Annotated in this window: 14 protein-coding genes and 4 pseudogenes; 9 read left to right on the plus strand and 9 right to left on the minus strand. The window is 64.7% G+C overall.

Translation table 11 applies throughout. The features are described 5' to 3' along the window. A pseudogene (locus AUL28_RS22790) lies at positions 1 to 193 on the plus strand (haloacid dehalogenase type II); the annotation flags it as partial. 63 nt (positions 194 to 256) lie between these two features. On the opposite strand, the pseudogene AUL28_RS23065 reads toward AUL28_RS22790, so the two are convergent. Continuing rightward, positions 257 to 469 (minus strand): annotated as a pseudogene (locus AUL28_RS23065) (IS110 family transposase); the annotation flags it as partial. 239 nt (positions 470 to 708) lie between these two features. Between AUL28_RS23065 and AUL28_RS22245 the strand changes: the two are divergent. Further along, positions 709 to 909 (plus strand): annotated as a pseudogene (locus tag AUL28_RS22245) (integrase core domain-containing protein); the annotation flags it as partial. Positions 910 to 992: 83 nt separating this feature from the next. On the opposite strand, the gene glnQ reads toward AUL28_RS22245, so the two are convergent. From glnQ to AUL28_RS17495, 5 genes are all read right to left on the minus strand, one after another. Further along, entirely contained in the window at positions 993 to 1,721 is a 729-nt protein-coding gene (glnQ, locus tag AUL28_RS17475) for a glutamine ABC transporter ATP-binding protein GlnQ (RefSeq protein ID WP_058600582.1), read from the minus strand. Further along, entirely contained in the window at positions 1,718 to 2,374 is a 657-nt protein-coding gene (glnP, locus tag AUL28_RS17480; protein WP_062235074.1) for a glutamine ABC transporter permease GlnP, read from the minus strand. The genes glnQ and glnP overlap by 4 nt, the downstream gene beginning before the upstream one ends. 222 nt (positions 2,375 to 2,596) lie before the next feature. Further along, positions 2,597 to 3,313: a glutamine ABC transporter substrate-binding protein GlnH gene (glnH, locus tag AUL28_RS17485; protein ID WP_156420060.1), complete on the minus strand. Its 717-nt coding sequence runs from the start codon at positions 3,311 to 3,313 to the stop codon at positions 2,597 to 2,599. A gap of 250 nt (positions 3,314 to 3,563) precedes the next feature. Then, on the minus strand, positions 3,564 to 4,502 hold the full coding sequence (locus AUL28_RS17490; protein ID WP_062235076.1) for a glutaminase: 939 nt from the start codon (positions 4,500 to 4,502) through the stop codon (positions 3,564 to 3,566). A 208-nt stretch (positions 4,503 to 4,710) separates the two neighbouring features. Then, positions 4,711 to 5,574 (minus strand): MurR/RpiR family transcriptional regulator, encoded by an 864-nt coding sequence (locus AUL28_RS17495; protein WP_058600585.1) that lies wholly within the window; start codon positions 5,572 to 5,574, stop codon positions 4,711 to 4,713. Between the two features lie 98 nt (positions 5,575 to 5,672). Between AUL28_RS17495 and AUL28_RS17500 the strand changes: the two genes are divergently transcribed. From AUL28_RS17500 to AUL28_RS23775, 7 genes and pseudogenes are all read left to right on the plus strand, one after another. After that, positions 5,673 to 7,067, plus strand: coding sequence for a Glu/Leu/Phe/Val family dehydrogenase (locus AUL28_RS17500; RefSeq protein ID WP_244493560.1), 1,395 nt, complete (start codon positions 5,673 to 5,675; stop codon positions 7,065 to 7,067). A gap of 415 nt (positions 7,068 to 7,482) precedes the next feature. Then, positions 7,483 to 8,388 carry a metal ABC transporter solute-binding protein, Zn/Mn family gene (locus AUL28_RS17505; protein WP_058600588.1) on the plus strand — a complete coding sequence of 302 codons (906 nt, stop codon included), beginning with the start codon at positions 7,483 to 7,485 and terminating at the stop codon, positions 8,386 to 8,388. Continuing rightward, on the plus strand, positions 8,385 to 9,218 hold the full coding sequence (locus tag AUL28_RS17510) for a metal ABC transporter ATP-binding protein (RefSeq protein WP_062235079.1): 834 nt from the start codon (positions 8,385 to 8,387) through the stop codon (positions 9,216 to 9,218). Before AUL28_RS17505 ends, AUL28_RS17510 begins: the two co-directional genes overlap by 4 nt. 5 nt (positions 9,219 to 9,223) lie before the next feature. After that, positions 9,224 to 10,132 carry a metal ABC transporter permease gene (locus AUL28_RS17515; protein ID WP_062235131.1) on the plus strand — a complete coding sequence of 303 codons (909 nt, stop codon included), beginning with the start codon at positions 9,224 to 9,226 and terminating at the stop codon, positions 10,130 to 10,132. Positions 10,133 to 10,140: 8 nt separating this feature from the next. Then, the gene (locus AUL28_RS17520; protein ID WP_062235082.1) at positions 10,141 to 10,980 is read left to right on the plus strand and encodes a metal ABC transporter permease; all 840 of its coding nucleotides are present in this window, start codon (positions 10,141 to 10,143) and stop codon (positions 10,978 to 10,980) included. Between the two features lie 736 nt (positions 10,981 to 11,716). Next, on the plus strand, positions 11,717 to 12,301 hold the full coding sequence (locus AUL28_RS22250; RefSeq protein ID WP_192843489.1) for a hypothetical protein: 585 nt from the start codon (positions 11,717 to 11,719) through the stop codon (positions 12,299 to 12,301). Then, a pseudogene (locus tag AUL28_RS23775) lies at positions 12,223 to 12,632 on the plus strand (transposase zinc-binding domain-containing protein); the annotation flags it as partial. The gene AUL28_RS22250 and the pseudogene AUL28_RS23775, both read left to right, overlap by 79 nt. Positions 12,633 to 12,642: 10 nt before the next feature. Here AUL28_RS23775 and AUL28_RS17535 read toward each other — a convergent pair. The 3 genes from AUL28_RS17535 to AUL28_RS17545 form a co-directional block, all read right to left on the minus strand. Beyond that, entirely contained in the window at positions 12,643 to 13,479 is an 837-nt protein-coding gene (locus tag AUL28_RS17535; protein WP_062235092.1) for a hypothetical protein, read from the minus strand. A gap of 10 nt (positions 13,480 to 13,489) precedes the next feature. After that, positions 13,490 to 14,338 (minus strand): formyltetrahydrofolate deformylase, encoded by an 849-nt coding sequence (purU, locus tag AUL28_RS17540; RefSeq protein ID WP_062235095.1) that lies wholly within the window; start codon positions 14,336 to 14,338, stop codon positions 13,490 to 13,492. A gap of 206 nt (positions 14,339 to 14,544) precedes the next feature. Further along, positions 14,545 to 15,942 carry an aminomethyltransferase family protein gene (locus AUL28_RS17545; RefSeq protein ID WP_082640543.1) on the minus strand — a complete coding sequence of 466 codons (1,398 nt, stop codon included), beginning with the start codon at positions 15,940 to 15,942 and terminating at the stop codon, positions 14,545 to 14,547. Between the last annotated feature and the right edge of the window lie 90 nt (positions 15,943 to 16,032).

Raw genomic sequence — 16,032 nt, forward strand, 5'->3', positions numbered from 1 at the left:
GGTTCCGCCGGAGCGAGCCATGCTGATCGCGGCGCATGGTTACGATCTGGAAGCCGCACGCCAGTGCGGGTTGAAAACCGCATATATTCCCCGAGACAATGAAACAACAGCTCCCGGTGACAGGGGATGTGCAGATAGCAAAGACTGGGACTTTGAAGCCAAAGACTTAGTCCAGCTTGCGGAAATACTTTAAAAAATCTTGTGCACAGGCAGTTGGACGACGCCAATATGAACAACTCGTTCTACAACGCGATCAGCGGCCGACATGAGGCGCCAGCACCTCGACGACGGCAGCGGCGTTGCCTGTCGCCTCGACGACGACGTGATCGTCCTTGGCAAAAGCGGTTCGCGCGAACGCCTCGAGGCTGTCGCGCAGCATGGGGATGCGGCCGAGCTTCACCAACTTGCCGTCGAGCAGCGCCACGGCCTCGGCCGCCACCCGGTGGATGTCCATGCCGACGATACGCATGTCCTCCTCCTGGTCTGTGAGATCAGGGGAGCCGGCGGGCGACACGACAATTACGGATCCGCGCTCGCAGCGCATCCGGGCTAGTCGCAGGGGCGGCCAGATAACGACTTCGAGCTCGCAGCTCATGTCAGTGCGACGGCCTGCCCGCATTCTTCGTGCTCCCGGTGCTCCGTGGCCCGGATCGGAGGAAGCTATCCGCTCCATCCCATCTCGGGAACAGGGGACCGGCGCCCTCATGCCGGAACGCCTTCATCGAAAGCTTCAACGGCAAGTTCCGAGCGGAGTGCCGGAACATCCACTGGTTCATGAGCCTTGACGACGCGAAGACCAAGATGGAGGCTTGGCGTAGAGACACCAACGAAGTCCGGCTTCACAGCGCGATCGGCCACAAGACCCCGATCGAGCTGATGAAACGCTCGGACGGAGGCCCGCCCGCCTGAGCAAATCACCCCGGAAATCTTCCAGCCGGGCGGTCCAAAGCCGGAGGCACGTCAACAGCCCATCCATGCGGAGTCGATACCTGTCAGTGCACGTGACGAAGAAATTCGCGCAGCCTTGGGTTCTGAGGGGTAGAGATGAGTTCAGCAGGAGGGCCGTCCACCGTGATTTTGCCGCCCTCCATGAAGATCAGCCGCGTCCCGACCTGACGGGCGAAGCCGATTTCATGCGTGACGACGATCATCGTCATCCCTTCTTCGGCCAAGGATTGCATGACGTACAGCACCTCCTGGCGCAGTTCGGGATCGAGCGCCGAGGTGGGCTCGTCGAAAAGCATCAGCTTGGGACGCACGGCGAGCGCCCGGGCGATGGCGACGCGCTGCTGCTGGCCACCCGACAGTTCGCCGGGATAGTGGCCGGCGCGCTCGGCGAGGCCGACCTTGGCGAGCAGTTCGCGGGCCTCCTCCTCGGCCTGCCGCTTCGGCGTGCCGCGCACGTGGCGGGCACCGAAGGCGACGTTCTCCAGCGCCGTCATCTGCGGAAAAAGATTGAACTGTTGGAACACCATACCCGCTTCCTGGCGGATGAGGCGCACGGTTTTGGAACCGCCTTTCACGCTGTGCCCATCGACCATGAGGTCGCCGCCATCGATTTCCTCCAGCGCGTTGATGCAGCGCAGGAGCGTCGATTTGCCGGAGCCGGAGGGGCCGATCAGCACCAGCTTCTCGCCGACGGGGATGGAAAGGTCGACGTTGTCGAGGATGGTGACGGTGCCGAACCGCTTGGTGACACCTTTGAATTCTACGATGCTCACAGGATCCGCATCCTCTTTTCGGTGGTACGCAGGACGAGCGACAGAACCGCCGTCATCGCGAGATAGATGATCGCGACCGCCGACCAGATTTCCACCGCGCGGAAGTTCGAGGCCATGATCTCCTGCCCGGAGCGGGTCAGTTCGCCCACGCCGATGACGATGAACAACGAAGTGTCCTTCAGGCTCACGATGCACTGGTTGCCGAGGGCCGGGGTCATGCGGCGGAAAGCGAGCGGGCCGATGACGTAGGCCAGCACCTTCCAGAACGGCAGACCCAAGGCCAGACCGGCCTCCCTCAGACCCTTGTGGACCGACAGGAAGGCCCCGCGCACGATCTCGGCGATGTAGGCGCTGGAATTGATGACAATGGAGGTGATCGCGGCCGAGAGCGGGTCGATCCGCACATCCGCCAGAAGGGGAAGCGCGAAATAGATGAACATGACCTGCACGATGATGGGCGTGCCGCGGATGAGCTCGACGTAGATGAAACACAGCCAGTTGAAGATGGGATGGCCGTAGGCGCGGACGAGACCGACGAGTGTGCCAATCGCCATGCCGCCGACAAGACCGACAAGGGCGATGAATATCGTCAGGCGCGCGCCCTTCAAAAGTTCCGGCAGGGCTTGCCAGATGACAGACCAGTCAAAATCCATAGGACGCAGATCCCTGCGAGGAGGACGGAACACGTCCTGCCGATAAGACGGAAAGGGAGCGGAGAGGCCGGCGGCGGGCTACGGGCCGCCGGGCGTTACCGCGACGACGATGACCCGGTCCCCGCAGAGGACGGGTCACCCGCTCGTGCGATCGCCGGAAGGCAGCGCCGTCGCCCGGCCCGGTGACCGACCTGGGCGACGACGCGGCTCGTCAGCGTCGGATCACTGCTTCGGGGGCTCTTCGCCGAACCACTTGGCGTAGATCGCCTTGTAGGTGCCGTTGGCCTTCAGCTTGGCCAGGCTCGCGTTGACCTTTTCCCTCAGCTCGCTCCCCTTCTCGAACGCCATCCCGTATTGCTGGGCCTGGAGCTGCGGACCCACGGCCTGCACCTTTCCCTGCCCATTCGTCTTGATGAAGTACAAGACGTTCGGGGCATCGTGCAGGGCCGCGTCCGCGCGGCCCGTCTGGACCTCGAGATAGGCGTTGTCGATGTTCGGGAAGAGGCGCAGCTCCGCGTCCGGGAAGTTCGCCTTGGCATAGTCGACGGACGCCGTTCCGGTCTTCACGGCGAGAACCTTGCCCTTGAGGTCCGCACCCGACTTGATGGCGCTCCCTTTCGGCACGATGAGAAGCAGGCCGCTGTCGTAGTACGGGTCGGAGAAGTCGACGGCCCTTCGACGCTCGTCCTTGATGGTGATACCCGCGATGCCCACATCCACTTGATGCGTCTGCAGGCCGGGGATAATGCCGTTGAAGTCCATCGGCTGGAGCTTGTAGGTGACGCCCATATCCTTGGCGATCGCATCCCACAGATCGATGTCGAAGCCGACATATCGGTCGCCCTGCTTGAACTCGAAGGGCACGAAGGCCGTGTCGGTGGCGACCACCAGATCTTTCGCCCAGCCCGGCACGGAGGCCATCATGGCCGCGCCGGCCATGCCGAGCACAGCGATCGTCTTCAGTAGAGTATGCAAGATTGTCCTCCCAGACATGGCCGCTTCAGCACAGTGGCGACCTGGCGACGGGAGATGCCCGAACTCTCCACGCCGTACAATCGACCCGCAACATGTTAGGCGGCAAATTGTTGGTTACGCACCAATCGTTGCGCTTGGGCGCAGCGTGCAAGCCCCTTCGAGCCGCCCTCACCATAACGCTCGGTCGGCGAGGTAGCGCCGAGTCAAACCGCCCCTAGGGACCGAAAATCGACCATCCCGTTCTTTTGACGAGGCGTTCGAGGGCGAACTGACCGAGCAGCGAATTCCCGGCACGGTCGAGGCCGGGCGACCAGACCGCGATCGAGGCCGTGTTGGGAGCCACGGCGATGATGCCGCCGCCGACGCCGCTCTTGCCGGGCAGGCCGACCTTGTAGGCGAAGTCTCCCGAACCGTCGTAGTGGCCGCAGGTCAGCATCAGCGCGTTGATGCGGCGTGCTCGCTCGCTCGTCACGACAGCGCGTCCCGTCGCCGGGTCCGCTCCTCCGAAAGCGAGATAGCGCGCCGCCGTGGCGAGCTGCCGGCAGGACATGGCGATGGCGCATTGGTGAAAGTAGACGCCGAGCGTGAATTCGACCGGGCGCTCGATCACCCCGAAGCTTTTCATGTAGTTCGCAAGGGCGGTGTTGCGGAACCCAGTCCGTTTCTCCGAGTCGGCCACGGTCTTGTCGATCACGATCCGCCGGTCTGCGGCGAGAGACTGAAGGAAGCGCAGGATTTCTCCTATCGCTTCGCGTGGCTGGTGCGAGGCCACGATGACATCGGTGACGGCGATGGCACCCGCGTTGATGAAGGGATTGCGCGGAACGCCGTGTTCGAGTTCGAGCTGGACGATCGAATTGAACGGGTTGCCCGACGGCTCCCGGCCGACCCTCTGCCACAGGCGGTCGCCGATCATGCCGAGCGCCATGGTCAACGTGAAGACCTTCGAGATGCTTTGGATCGAAAACGGCGTGTCGCTATCTCCAGCTGCGAAGACACGCCCGTCCGCATCGACGACAACCATGCCGAACTGACGCGGATCGACATGGGCGAGTTCCGGAATGTACCGGGCGACGTCTCCGCGCTCCGTCATTCGTCCGACCTCGTCGGCAATTTCCGCGACGACGCTCGCAAGGCAGGGGTTTGACGACATCAACTACACGTCCTTCTACGGCGCCTGGCTTCGCAGGATGGCTTGCGAGGAACGGTCCGGCGGGGTCGGCACGGATCGGCGTGGCCAGCATCGGTCCCAGGGGGCGGTCTCGCGGGAGCCGGGATGCATGTCGCCCGCGTCCGTTTCAATCGCTCAGCATCAAGTCAGTGCAAAGTCTGTGAATTTCGCACCAGCCGTTGCGGTGCCGTCAGCGGTTGGCGCGATCGAGATAGCGGTGGAGCGAGCGATACTCCTTGAGCCGCGCGGCTGCGCCGCCTTCGTTCAACGCATGCATGCGGACCAGAAGCCGCTCGAGCACGATGGTGGGGCCGACGAGGGAGTTGAAGTAGGACGTTCCCTCGGCGGCGACGAAGAGGATGTCGTCGGCCAAGCGATAGATCGGCGACAGCTTGTTGTCCGTCAGCGCCAGGATGCGCGCGCCGCGGCCCTTGGCATATTGGGCCAACCGGATCGAGAGCTGCGCGTAGGGCTTGAAGGACAGGACGAACAGCACATCGCTGCTACCGATGCCCGCCAGCTGGTCGATGGCGTAGCTGCTTTCACCCGTAATGATCAGGAGGTTCTTGTGCGCATGCTGGCCGCAGTAGTGAAAATGCTGCGCCAAGGCCTGCGAGGTGCGGAAACCGGCGATGTAGTTGACCTTGGCCCGCGCCAGGATGGCCGCGACGGCGTCGAGCTCGGCGACGGTCGGGTTCTTGATGGCGCGGACCACCATGTCCACCTGCGTCGCCAGCATGCTGCCCGGCCCCACCTGCGGGGAGGCCTGGGCTTTCTCCAGCGCCACCACCGGGTTCTCGACCAGTGCGGCGGTCGCGAGCTGCCGGATTTCGTCGAAGGACGCGAAACCCAGCTTCTTGAAGAGGCGGATCGCGCAGTAGGGCGAGACGTTCGCGCTGGCGGCGAGCTTGCGCATGCTGCTGAAGGCGACGTCCGTCGGTCGCTCCATGATGACCTTGGCGAGCAGCTGCTCCTGTGGCGTGAGACCGGGAAAATGCGCCGCAATCGAATCCTGAAGCTCTGTGTAGCCGGAGAACCGCACCGAACTGCTCATAAACGCTCCTGCTTTGCACCACCTGTTGCTCTCGTTGCCCCTTCTAGCATCGAATGTTTGCGCCTAGGAGAGCCGTCACCGAAATGGGAGGTCATACGGTGTTCAACTTCATCCAGGCCGTCGAGGAGCAATTCGACGAAGCCGCCACGTCGCTCGCCCTCGAGCCGGCGCTCGCGCATAAGATCAAGGTTTGCAATTCGTCATATACGGTGAAGTTCGGCGTCCGCCTGCGCGGCACGCTTCATACGTTCGAGGGGTATCGTGCCGTTCACTCCGATCATATCGAACCGGTCAAGGGCGGGATCCGCTATGCGCCCGACGTCGATCGGGAAGAGGTCGAAGCCCTCGCGACCCTGATGAGCTTGAAGTGCGCGCTCGTCGACATCCCGTTCGGCGGTTCGAAGGGCGGACTGAAGATCGACAATGCGCAGTGGAGCGTCGCCGAACGCGAGCAAATTACCCGGCGCTTCGCAGCCGAGCTTATCCGTCGCAATCTCCTGAGCCCCTCGCAGAACGTGCCCGCGCCCGACGTCGGAACCGGCCCGCTCGAGATGGCCTGGATGGCCGACCAGTATCGGCGAACCCATGCCGCGGACATCAATGCGCCGGGCTGCGTCACGGGCAAGCCGCTGACGCATGGCGGGATCGAGGGGCGAACGGAAGCGACGGGGCTCGGGGTGCATTTTGCTGTCCAGGCTTTCCTCCAGTCGGAGGAAGCCCGTGAGCTTGGCTTTCCCGCCTCCGTGGCCGGCATGACCATCGCCGTTCAGGGCTTCGGAAATGTCGGTTCGCACCTTGCGCGCTTCGCATCCCGGGACGGAGCGAGGATCGTCGCCGTCAGCGACCGGGACGGCTGCATCGCCAACCCGGATGGCCTCGACATCGCTGCGTTGACGTCGCACATGAAAGCGACGGGTGGCCTTTCCGGCTTCAACGGCGGCAGCTTCAACGCCGATCGCGACGCGGTGCTTGCCACCCCTTGCGACATTCTCGTACCGGCGGCCCACGAGGGCGTCATCACGGCCGACAACGTCGAGCACGTCGAAGCCAGGCTCGTCGTCGAGGCGGCGAACGGCCCCGTGACGCCCGAGGCGGAGCGTCGCCTCGAAGAGCGCGGGATTCCCATCATTCCCGACATCTTCGCTAATTCCGGCGGCGTCGTCGTCTCATACTTCGAGTGGGCGAAAAATCTGTCACGCATGAGCTTCGGCCGCCTCGAGCGACGCCGGGAACAAATCCTTTTCAACACATTGCTCGGCGAAATGGAAAGCCAGAGCAGCTGCAAGCTCACCCCCTCGTTTCGGGAGCGCGTGAACGAAGGTCCGACCGAGCGCCAGCTCGTGGAATCCGGCCTCGAAGATACGATCGCCACGACGTTCGAGCGGATCACGTCCCTTCGACGGCAATCCCCTGATAAACTCAGCATGCGAAAGGCTTGCTATATGCTGGCCATCCAGTCGATTGCAGAGCATTACAAAACAATGGGTTTGTGATCGTATACGTGTATCTCCCGAGTAAATTTCACGCAATTTGCTGACGGAGAGCGCTGAAGTATGCGGCTGCCTGTCCGAGCTAGCAGTCGTTTTCAGGTAACTCTCGCGGTTGCGCCGTCTGTCACGGCTGCATCGCGCGAGCGGATTGGCCGGCTTCTTTATTCGGCAAGTCGAGGTCACGCGCTTCTGTTGGAGGGGAACTCGACCGCCCATTCAAACGATGATCGCGTTCATCGACGATCGCCGCAAGGCGTAAACGAAACGGCCTCTGGAAAACCCGGGGTAATTCACTGCGCATCGGTCCGGATTTCCCCAGGTCGATCTGATAGGAGCTAGACATGTAATGTTATATCATATCTAAGGCGTCCTGGCTTGGCGCTCGCGCCTTTTTCCATTGACGCGCAGGATGAACCACATGACGCTTGTTCGCATCGCCGCGACCCTCGGCCTTATGGTTTTGGCCGGTTCCGCATCCGCTCAGACGCCCTCCACGATCCAAGTGATCGGGGTCGAGAACGAATATGCCGATGTCATCCGGCAGGTCGGTGGCAAAGCCGTGCATGTCGAGGCGATCCTGACCGATCCCAACACGGACCCACACACGTTCGAAGCCAGCCCGAAGCTCGCAATGGCCTTCTCGCAAGCACAGCTGGTGGTGGAGAACGGCGTCGGCTACGACAGCTGGGCCGATAAGCTGATGGCGGCGTCACCCAACGCCGAGCGTCAGGTCTTGAACGTGCAGAAGCTCCTGAACCTTCCCGACGACATCGAGAACCCGCATCTTTGGTACGATCCGAAGACGATGCCGGTGGTCGCCATGGCGGTGGCCGACGCCTTGGCCAAGCTGCAGCCCTCCGAGGCCGCGACCTTCCATGCCAATGCCGAAGCCTTCGTTGCCTCGTTGAAACCATGGATGGACAGTATCGCGGCCTTCAAGGCAAAGTATCCCGACACGCCGGTGGCGACGACGGAGCCGGTCGCCGACTATCTCCTGAAGGCCATGGGCTGCAAGCTGATGACGCCCCAGACCCTGGAAAAGGCCGTGATGGACGGTACCGATCCGGCTCCGCAGGACATCACGATCCAGAACGAGCTGTTCTCCAACCATAAGGTCAAGATCTTCGTCTATAATCAACAAGTGACCGACGCCTTGACCACGTCCTTCCTCGACGCCGCCCAGAAGGCAGGGGTTCCCGTCGTCGGTGTCTATGAGACGATGCCGACCCCCGGATATACCTATCAGTCGTGGATGCAGGCCGAGGTCGAGGCACTCACCAAGGCTGTCGCCGACAAGACGTCGACCCTATCGTTGCAGAAGTGACGACCGACACTCTTCCGCTCGAAGACAAAGTCCTGGAGGTCCGCAAGGCCCGCGTATCGCTCGCGGGCCGGCTGATCCTGGACGATATCGAATTCGCCCTCAGGCCCGGCGAATTCTGTGGTCTCATCGGCTCGAACGGGTCCGGCAAGACGACCCTCCTCAGGACGATCCTTGGCTTCGTATCGCCGGAAAGCGGTCGAGTGATGCTCGGGGGCGGCAAGCGCGCCGCCATCGGCTATGTGCCGCAGAAATTCGCGCTCGATCCCTTGATGCCGTTGCGGGCGCGCGATCTCGTGGAACTGGGTCTCGATGGAGCGCGCTTCGGCATCCCGTTGCCGTCCCGGGCGCGTCGGGCCAAGGTGGATGCGATGCTCCAGGCCGTCGAGGCCGACAGCTTCGCCGACCAGCGGATCGGACGCCTTTCCGGCGGCCAACAGCAGCGTGTTCTGATCGCCCACGCGCTGATCCGGCGCCCACGACTGCTGCTGCTCGACGAGCCGCTGGCCAACCTCGACATCCGAAGCGTCGCCGGCATCGTGGCGCTGCTTCGCCGTTTGTCGCGGGAGTTTCAGACGGCCGTGCTCCTGTCGGCGCACGACATGAACCCGCTGCTGTCGGCCATGGACCGCATCGTCTACCTCGCCCATGGCCGCGCCGCCACCGGGTCCACGCAGGCGGTGGTGCGCACGGAGGTGCTGAGCCGGCTCTACGGGTTCCGCATCGACGTCATCCAAGTGCACGGCCGCATCCTTGTGGTAGCGGCCGACCCGGCCGGGGAAGCGCTCGCGACCCTCGGCGGCGACCCGGCTTCCGTGGTGCAGGTCCCGTGATCGACATGCCTGACCTCGTCTCCGCCATCCTCGAACCGGGGCTCCTCACCAGCGCTCCGGTGCGAACCGCCGCCGTGATCGGAGGAGCGGCAGCCGTCGTTTCGAGCGCGATCGGCGTCTTCACGGTGATCCGCGGACAGTCCTTCGCGGGCCATTCCCTGGCCGACGTCAGCAGCGCCGGCGGTGCCGCCGCGTTCCTCTTCGGCATCAATCCGCTGCTCGGCTTCCTCCTCATGGGCGTCGTCGCGGCGGTCAGCATGGAGGCGTTCCGCATCGACAGGGCGAGCGAGCGCGACCTCGTCACAGGCATCGTCACGGGAGCCGGGCTCGGCGTGTCCGCCCTTCTGCTTTTCTTGGTCGCGACCACGAAACATACGGCCGCGGGCGCCACCGTCACCGTGATGTTCGGCTCGATGTTCGCGATCTCGCCAACGATCGTCCCCCTTGTCCTAACGGTCGGCGCGGGGGCGCTCCTCGGCATCGCACTGCTCTACAGGCCACTGCTCCTGTGCTCGCTCGATCCAGACCTCGCGACTGTCCGGGGCGTACCCGTCCGCCTCGTCGGATTGGCGCATCTCGTCGTGCTGGCGCTGGCCGTCGCGCTTTCGGCCATCACGGTCGGCGCCATCCTGTCCACCGCGCTTCTGATCGGGCCGGCCGCCATCGCGCTGCGTTGGGCGAAGCGGCCCGGAACCGCGATCCTGTATGCTGCGGCCATCGGTGTGGCGTCCACCTGGGCCGGCATCGTCATCGCCTATGACAGCTATGTCTGGACGGGTGGCCACGGCTGGCCCGTCAGCTTCTGCATCGTCTCCATCATCTTCGTCGTCTATCTGGCGGCCGCGATGGTCTCGCGCGACGGCGCAGGGCGGTCGCCGGGCACGGGGCAATCCCGAAAGGCCAGCGGAAGCTGAGGCAGCGCATGTTCGACGCCTACATGATCAACACCTGGTTGGGCGGTACTCTTGTCGCCGTCGTCGCCGGCGTCGTCGGCTTCTTCGTGGTGATCCGCGGTTCCTCCTTCGCGGCCCATGCGCTACCGCTCAGCGCCTTTCCGGGCGCTGCGGCCGCAAGCCTTCTCGGCATCGACCCGTTGATCGGCCTTCTGGTGTTCTCGGCACTCGGCATTATCGGCATCAGCCAGCTGACGCGGCTCGGGCGCAGCGATATCGCTACCGCCCTGACACTCGCAATGCTGCTCGGCCTCGGCGCCCTTTTCCTGAGCCGCACGACGGAATATTTCCAGGCCATCTACGCGCTCCTGTTCGGCGAGATCCTGGGCATCAGCCGCGCGGCGCTCGGCACGGTCGCGGCGCTCGGCGCGGTCTGCCTTATCGCCGTGGCGGTGCTGTTCCGCCCCCTGCTGCTGAGCTCGGTCTCACCCGATCTGTGCGAAGCGCGTGGTGTGTCGGGCGCCTGGATGGAGATCGGCTTCCTGAGCATCGTCGGCCTCGCCACAACGATGGCGCTGCCGGTCGTCGGCGCCTTGCTGGTGTTCAGTCTCATGGTGGGGCCGGCCTCGGCCGCGCGCGCCTTCACGGATCATCCCGTCAAGGCCATGCTCTTGTCGGCAAGCCTGTCGGCTGGAACGGTTTGGATCGCCATCGCGCTCTCCTATCAATTCGACCTGCCGATCGGTTTCTTCGTCGGAGCGATCAGCGCCATCAGCTACGGTGTCGGCCGCCTCCGTGCGCGGCGCGCAGGCCGCTCTCCCGATCCGGGGCTCGTCTCTGTTCGGCGTGTCGAGGTCGGGCGCTCCTGAGCAGATGTCTCGTCTTGGCCGCTGAGTGATCCCTTGGCTGTCGCGCTTCTCTTCGGGATCGCCCGGTGGGGCCTCCTCCGATCGGATCGGACTGCGCGAGGCAGCTCCAGCTGTGGCGCTTGCCTGTCGCGCGATAGGCACGATCGGCTCTAGGTCTCGTCTGCATTCAAAGGTTGCGGAACAGAAACGCGGCTGCTGGATCGGTTTGGGGGGGTGTGCGAGCTCGAAGTCCGCACGGCGTCCGTCGCTGAGATCGGGAGCGCTGAGCACCGGACAGAACGACATCGGTCCCGAACTGATCACCGAAATGCCGGGCGAACGTCCTCGTGGTCCTGGCGAATATCGGCTCGATCCCCGACGCAGCGCTCGGAAGAGGACGAATGGCGGTTTGGGGGGCGCTCGGCATGGAGCCCATGTCAACACACCCAACACGGCCGATGTCCCCTATCGGGAACGCACGATCCGAGTGGCAAGGTCTTAGAGACTGTTTCGAAAGTCCCCCGGTCGGCTCGCCGGGTCTTTCAGCCCCTCACTTCGTTGCCAATCCTCGCCGATGCCACCGGCATCGACTGCGTTTGGCGCCTCGTGGAGCGGCTGAAATCCCTCGCCGCCCCTCCGCCGGGGACTTCCGAAACAGCCTCTTAAAAAGGATCGGAAGCGCACGGACCGCCTTCGAGTGTCAGCCCCTTGGGTGGTGATCAGTCCGATGGACGGTTTGCCAACGGTCCCCTTTTCCGTGAAGATCGGCGACGTCGATTCCACGTGGATGCTGCTGCGCGTCGAGCGCGGCAAGGGCGGGCGCGACCCCAACGCCATGCTGTCCGCCGAACCGCTGGCTCTTCTGCGCGAATGGTGGATCGAGGGCCATCGGCAGGGCATCCTGCATCGCGAGGGATGGCTGTTCCCCGGTCTGAGCTGGGATCGGCCCCTTTCGGCGAATTCACGCATTCGCCTGTCGGGCAAGGCATCTCCACCCACCCGCTTCACCGCATCGTCATCGAGGCGGCGCGGGCCGCCGAAGTCCCCAAGCGCGTCGGGCCGCGCATGCTACGCCGTTCCATCGCCACGCACCTTTTCGAGGACGGTGTCGACATCCGCGTCATCCAAGGTTCTGCTCGGTCACGCCGAGCTCCACACCACCGCGCTCCATGCCAAGGTCGGGTCCGCACGATGCGGGCTGTTGTCAGCTCCCTTGATCGCCATGCCCTGTTGCCCGCGAGGGACTGTCGCCCGGCTGAGGCGATGGTCGCCTCGATCGAGGTCGCCGACATCCTGCGCGTTGCTGGACCTGCGTTCCCGGCGAGCCGCGCCGGACACCTGAGCCTGGCGGAGGTGAAGGTCAAGGTCGGCGGTCTCGACCCTTTGCCCGACAGGCGAATGCTGGCATTCGCCGAAAGGCGGCCGCTCCGCCGCGCTCGGCGGCCATCTGCACGTCGCCCACAGCTCATGCCGCAGCTGGCACTGTCCCCGCTGCCAGGGCGCGGCGGCGAGGGACCGGCTGGCCGAGCGCCAGATCGACCTGCTGCCGGTCGGATACGTCCACGTCGTCTTCACGCTGCCCGCCGAGATCGCCTTCCAGAGCAAGCGGGCTGTGAACAACTTCTTGTTCAGGGCGTCGGTGGGAGACCATGACGACGATCGCCGCCGATCCGCCCCGCCGTGTCACCACGATCCGCGTTCGCGCAGCCAATCAGCTGCGCCCGTCAGGCCGCCGAAGGCGAAGACGTGGATCTGCCGGATCGGGCCGTCCGGATGGGTTTGAACATGGCGCTCGACCGGCGCGACGACATCTTCGGGTGACTGCTGCGTCGCGAGCGCACCGAAGCTCAACGCGCGTTTGCGAAGGAAGCCCAACGAATTGCCGACGCCGCAGGCCATGGCATATTTCAGAAGCGTCGTGAGCTTCGCCGGCCCGGCCACGCCAAGATGGACCGGCAGATCGACGCCTTCGGCCGCGAGCCCCTCGGCCCAGGCGACGAACGCTGGCCCATCGAAGCCGAATTGGGTGACGATCCGCATGCGCGCATCGGTTCTGGCTGCGAAATCGGCCTTGGCGCGCAACGCGCGCATCGCGGCGTCGGCCGGAAAGCCCGAACTCGTCTCGGGGTGTCCGGCGACCGCGACATCGGTGTAGCCGAAGCGGTCGAGGAAGCCCGTTTCGAGGATGTCGAGCGCGGTGGCGAAGTCGCCGGCCGGCCGGTCGGGGCCACCGCCGATCACCAGCATCTCGCGCGCGCCGCCGCGCTCGGCCAGCGCCCCGATGCGGGCCTCGACGGCGGCGCGCGCGCCTGCGCGGCGCGCGGCGAGATGGGGCACGGCGACATAGCCAAGATCGGCGAGCCGCCGCACGGCGCGCACGAGGGTCTCGTCCCCGTCCGATCCGAGATCGGTGACGTAGACGCGTGTCGCCGGCGGAAAAAGGCCGGGCAGGTCGGGCGACTCGATCGCCTGCTTCGGACTGACCTCGATGGAGGCGGCGAGGGGAGCGGGGGCCATCATCGGACGAATCTCAGCCGAACACGACGGTCTTGCCGCCGTTGATCATCACGCGGTCCTGGAGATGGAGCGCGACGGCGCGTCCGAGGACGCGGCGTTCGATGTCGCGACCCTTGCGGATGAGGTCATCGGGCGTGTCGGCATGGGTCACGGGCTCCACGTCCTGCGCGATGATCGGACCTTCGTCGAGATCGGAGGTGACATAATGCGCCGTGGCGCCGATCAGCTTCACGCCGCGCTCGTGCGCCTGGTGATAGGGCCGGGCGCCCTTGAAGCTCGGAAGGAAGGAGTGGTGGATGTTGATGCACCGCCCCGACAGATAGCGCGAAAGGTCGTCGGACAGGATCTGCATGTAGCGCGCGAGCACCGTGAGCTCGGCGCCGCTCGACTCGATGAGATCGACGATCGACTGCTCCTGCCGCGCCTTGCTGGCGGGCGTGACCGGCAGGTGATGATAGGGCACGCCATCGGGCAGTTCGGTCTTCAGAAGCTCGCGAGGATGGTTCGAGACCACGCCGACGCACTCCATGTTCAACTCGCCGAGCTTCATGCGGTAGAGGAGGTCGACGAGGCAATGGTCGAAGCCCGACACGGCGAGGAGCACCTTGCGCCTCTCGTCGGCCGGTCGCAGCGTCCATTCGAGGTCGAAGGCTTCAGCGGGTTGGGCGAAGGCGGCGCGGAAGGCGGCGAGCCGCTCCTCCGGCAGCTGGAAGCGGATGCGCATGAAGAAGGAGCCGGTGCGCGCATCGTCGAACTGCGCGGCCTCGGCGATATCTCCGCCTTGCGAGGCGATGGCGCCGGCGACGGCCGCCACGATTCCGAGGCGGTTCCGACAGCGGAGCGCGAGACTGTAAGAGAGCATCTTGTCTCCTCGAATTGGAGCGATCGGGCGCACGGGCGCCCTTGGCCCAGCCGCCGGTGCGGCTGGGCGTTGCGGGTCGCAGCAGAATGGGGGCGGGAAGGCGTGAGCCCGTGGCGAGCCGGCCGAGACATCGGGCAAGGACGGACGGTTGCGGGCTCGCTGGGCCGGGCCGTCGCAGCCCGGCCGCGGAAGGGCGCCTTTGTCCCTCAGATCACGGCGCGCAGCTTTGCCTGCGCGGCCTTCGAGAAGGGCGCGGTGTGGACCGTCGCCCGGATCGTCGTCTGCTCGTGGCGTTCCACATGCGGCTTGCGCGAGCCGCCCTTGATCTCGCCCCAGGTGAGGACGACCTCGGTGCCCGGCTCCGCATAGGCCTCGTCGATGCCGCAGAGCGACAGGAACTCGCGCTCGTTGATGTTGTAGCCGCAATATTGGGACATGCCGACGAGCGCGCCGTCGTTGGAGCGCACCTCGTCGGCCTGCGGCCAGCCGAAATAGGCCGTGGGCATGTCGAGCGCCTTGTAGATCGGGCCGTCGCCCAGCTGCGACGCCATGATCTTGTTGATGTCCTCATGGTGCCAGCGAAGGACGCGCTTGACGCGTTTGGGACCCGCGAACTGCGACTCGATCGCCTCGCGGCCGATGAAGTCGTGATCGAACTTCACCAGTTTCTCGTAGCCGAGCGCCGAAGGCGTCCAGTAGTAGTCCTCGACATTGTCGCTGTAGAGGCTGCCGCCGAGCTGCATGTTCGCCTCCCAGCTGTCGGCGGGCAGCCACTCGCGATAGGCGCGCAGATCTTCGCCGGTGTAGATGCCGGGCAGCGGGTAGGGAATCCAACCGTCCTCCAGCGGAGTGGAGTAGTAGGTGCGCGTACCGGCCTGCAGCAGCCCGTGCCGCTCGCCCGCCTTGAGGATGGCGTCGCGCACCGTGTCCATGTCGGCGAAGGGACCGGAAATCTCAGCGCCCGCGTGACCGGCCATGCCGTGGCGCAGCACGTGAACCCGGCATCCCGCGATGGTCACGTAGGTCGTGTTGAAGAACTTCAGCTCCGGCCAGCCGCCTTCGCAGATCTCGTCGAGAATGGCGCGCGCGTTCGGTCCCTCGAGCTGGAAACGGTACTTGGTCCGCTTGCCGTCCTTGGCGTAGGGCGTCGTCGGATCGAAGGTGAAGTGGACGTCGTAACCCTGGGTCTCGCCGTTGTAGCGGACCCAATTGAGCAGGGGCATGCCGGAGATCAGCTCGAAGCCCTCGTCCTCGCCGTAGTAGTTGAGGATGCAGTCGCCGATGTGGTGGCCGCGCGGCGTGCAGGCGAAATACTGCTTGGCGCGGTTCGTCGACAGGTTCGAGAAGGTGCAGGGCGAGAGGTATTCGAGAAGCTTCTTCGCATCCGGCCCCTTCACGTAGAGAACCGGCATGTGGTGAGACTGGTTGAAAAGGACGGCCGTCTCGCGCCATGCGCGCTGCTCCTCGCGCCAGGTCGTGTATTCCGGCGCGATGAGCGTGGCGAACAGGCTCGTTCGCGACTTGTGATACTGCGAGATCGTATCGTTGTAGAGATACTCGACGAAGTTCGGCTTGGAATCGATCAGGTCCTGAAGCGAAGTCATCTCTCTCGTGTCCATTCGGGTTCGTGTGGGATCGGGGCGCGCGCCATCGCTCCCACACGCTCGTGGGTTCGTGATGCGCAGGCATTGCGA

It is taken from the genome of Aureimonas sp. N4 (assembly GCF_001463925.1).
Classification (GTDB): Bacteria; Pseudomonadota; Alphaproteobacteria; order Rhizobiales; family Rhizobiaceae; genus Aureimonas; species Aureimonas ureilytica_A.

Excerpts from the sequence above, each read along its gene's own strand:
- glnP (WP_062235074.1), bottom strand. The coding sequence starts at position 2,374 with ATGGATTTTGACTGGTCTGTCATCTGGCAAGCCCTGCCGGAACTTTTG.
- glnH (WP_156420060.1), bottom strand. The coding sequence starts at position 3,313 with ATGGCCGGCGCGGCCATGATGGCCTCCGTGCCGGGCTGGGCGAAAGAT.
- AUL28_RS17490 (WP_062235076.1), bottom strand. The coding sequence starts at position 4,502 with ATGTCGTCAAACCCCTGCCTTGCGAGCGTCGTCGCGGAAATTGCCGAC.
- AUL28_RS17495 (WP_058600585.1), bottom strand. The coding sequence starts at position 5,574 with ATGAGCAGTTCGGTGCGGTTCTCCGGCTACACAGAGCTTCAGGATTCG.
- AUL28_RS17505 (WP_058600588.1), top strand. The coding sequence starts at position 7,483 with ATGACGCTTGTTCGCATCGCCGCGACCCTCGGCCTTATGGTTTTGGCC.
- AUL28_RS17515 (WP_062235131.1), top strand. The coding sequence starts at position 9,224 with ATGCCTGACCTCGTCTCCGCCATCCTCGAACCGGGGCTCCTCACCAGC.
- AUL28_RS17520 (WP_062235082.1), top strand. The coding sequence starts at position 10,141 with ATGTTCGACGCCTACATGATCAACACCTGGTTGGGCGGTACTCTTGTC.
- AUL28_RS17535 (WP_062235092.1), bottom strand. The coding sequence starts at position 13,479 with ATGATGGCCCCCGCTCCCCTCGCCGCCTCCATCGAGGTCAGTCCGAAG.
- purU (WP_062235095.1), bottom strand. The coding sequence starts at position 14,338 with ATGCTCTCTTACAGTCTCGCGCTCCGCTGTCGGAACCGCCTCGGAATC.
- AUL28_RS17545 (WP_082640543.1), bottom strand. The coding sequence starts at position 15,942 with ATGACTTCGCTTCAGGACCTGATCGATTCCAAGCCGAACTTCGTCGAG.